This window comes from Wolbachia endosymbiont of Glossina morsitans morsitans (assembly GCF_000689175.1).
Classification (GTDB): domain Bacteria; phylum Pseudomonadota; class Alphaproteobacteria; order Rickettsiales; family Anaplasmataceae; genus Wolbachia; species Wolbachia pipientis.
Map to the genome: position 1 here is coordinate 1 of NZ_AWUH01000165.1, position 2,273 is coordinate 2,273.

Sequence of the window (2,273 nt, forward strand, 5' to 3'; positions counted from 1 at the left end):
TCCGAACAGACCGTAATATGCTACTGGCCTGCTATAGCCATAAACACATATCTTATCGCATTCGGACTATTATAAGAAAGGCTATACTATGCTTCTCCTTAAATTGACCATTTACCCTAAACGCTATTAGCTTCCTTAAAATTTACGTTAATGTCTATTTTGCCTAAACTGAAGCGTCTTTTCCAATTTTTTCTAGCATCAACTCGGCAGCTTTTTGTTCAGCAATCTTTTTACTAGAAGCGCATGCAGAAACTTTACCATAATCTTCTATGCAAACTGATGTAGTAAATTCAGGATTGTGCGCTGGTCCAGTTTGTTTTACAAGCTCATACTCTGGTAAAGGCAATTTGTTTTTCTGAGTCCACTCTTGCAGTGAGGTTTTAGGATCTTGAGGGGGGTCAAGCATGCCTTTAGCTAGCTTTTCCCAATATTGGATAATAAATTTTTCAAAATTTTCAAGCCCGCCATCAATATAAATTGCACCTATTAGTGCTTCAAGCGAGTTTTCTAAATTTTTTAAGTTACATCTCCCTCCATTGCAGCGTTCACTATTATTCATGATGATAAAGCTGCCTAATTTTATTTCTTTAGCAACATTAGCAATGGTGTTGCCACAAACTAAATCCGTCTTTCTTTTTGCCAATGCTCCTTCTTTTTCTTCAGGAAATAGTTTAAACAGTGTGGCAGATACAACCATATTCAAAACACTATCGCCCAAAAACTCTAGTCTTTCGTAGCTTACAATCTGGTTTTTGCTATTCCTTTTATTTACGCTTGGGTGAGTTAGTGCCTCTTCTAATATTGCATAATTTGTAAATTTATAATCAATGATCTTAGATATTGCATCATTCAAACTCTTCATACCCATTATTTAAAAGAATAACACTTCCTACCACACCTTTATACCAAAGAATTAGTTTTGTTTTATTAAAATAATACCAACAACTTCCAAAATATACAGTTTAATAGACTTCTTGCATAACCATTATTTGAATAATGATTCATCGATGTTATTCCAGTGTCGGCTACTTAGGTGACAGAGAAGATGTTTAATGCATACAACCCACCACCTCACTAATGTTACTAAATCCATCTCTCCTTATTAGTTCTGCAAGTTCTAGATTAATTTTGTTTACAACTTGAGGTCCGTGGTATATGAGAGCAGTGTACAACTGCACCAAAGAAGCTCCTGCCTTTATTTTTTGCATCAGCACCACTTGAGATTTCTCCGCATTCTACCAACAATATTTTGCCCTTAATAAGTTTGTACATATCGCTCAATAACTCGGTTGAAAGTTTAAACAGCGGTTTGCCACTCAACCCACCACTCTCGTTGTGGTGGGAATGTAAGTTATTCCGACTGATCGTAGTGTTGCTCACTGTTAATCCGTCAATCTTATATTCCAACGCAAGCTCAGCGATATTTTCTTTCGTTTGCTGATCTATATCTGGTGAGATTTTTAATATTATTGGTATGGATTTAGAATTATCAATTGATTTCCGGGTTAGAGTTACGGATTCCAACAATTCCGATAATTCTTGCTTATTGTGCAGATTGCGTAAATTAGGCGTGTTTGGGGATGAGATGTTCAGCACTATATAATTGCTTTTTCCATATACTATCTTTATTAAGTCACTATAATCGCTGATTTGGTCCTTTGATGTACTGTTTTTTCCTATGTTGATGCCAAAAATGCAGTCATCAAGCTTGGTTTTATCTATTTGTTTAAGAAAGTAGTCTATTCCTTTATTGTTAAATCCCAATCTGTTAATTACCACTTGATCTTTAATTAACCGAAAAATTCTTGGTTTTTTGTTTCCATATTGTGGATTACGAGTTACAGTACCAGTTTCAATAAATCCAAAACCAAATGAAAGCATAGGCCTTATAACTTCTGCATTCTTGTCAAAACCTGTAGCCAGACCCACGGGGCTTCTGAGCTTATTACCAAAAAAATTCACACTCAAAGGTTCTGGTAGCTCTATAGGTTTTCTATAAGGCATTTTCTTTAATGCCATAATTGCCAAAGAGTGAGCAACCTCGGGCGGTAGTAAAAACAATAAATCACGTAATATCATTTTGTAAAACACTTTGCTTATTTTTAGTTTATTTTTTACCATGAAACGCTATAAGAGTATAACCATAACTTGAAAAGAAATTGATTTTACTTATGAATAATTTTCTCTATAGGTTACACACTTAAAGCTACTGTTGAATTGAGCAACTTTTACAAGATATAGAAAATGAAAGGGACCGGAATTGAACCGGTATA

General features: G+C 34.8%; 1 protein-coding gene and 1 pseudogene. Both read right to left on the bottom strand.

Annotated elements, in window-relative coordinates; translation table 11 throughout:
* Window positions 1–163: 163 nt before the first annotated feature.
* Window positions 164–862: a ribonuclease III gene (gene rnc, locus WGMM_RS04120; RefSeq protein ID WP_038250529.1), complete on the bottom strand. Its 699-nt coding sequence runs from the start codon at window positions 860–862 to the stop codon at window positions 164–166.
* A 187-nt stretch (window positions 863–1,049) separates the two neighbouring features.
* Window positions 1,050–2,121: pseudogene (locus WGMM_RS04125) on the bottom strand (quinone-dependent dihydroorotate dehydrogenase).
* Window positions 2,122–2,273 lie beyond the last annotated feature (152 nt).

Excerpts from the sequence above, each read along its gene's own strand:
- rnc (WP_038250529.1), bottom strand. The coding sequence starts at position 862 with ATGAAGAGTTTGAATGATGCAATATCTAAGATCATTGATTATAAATTT.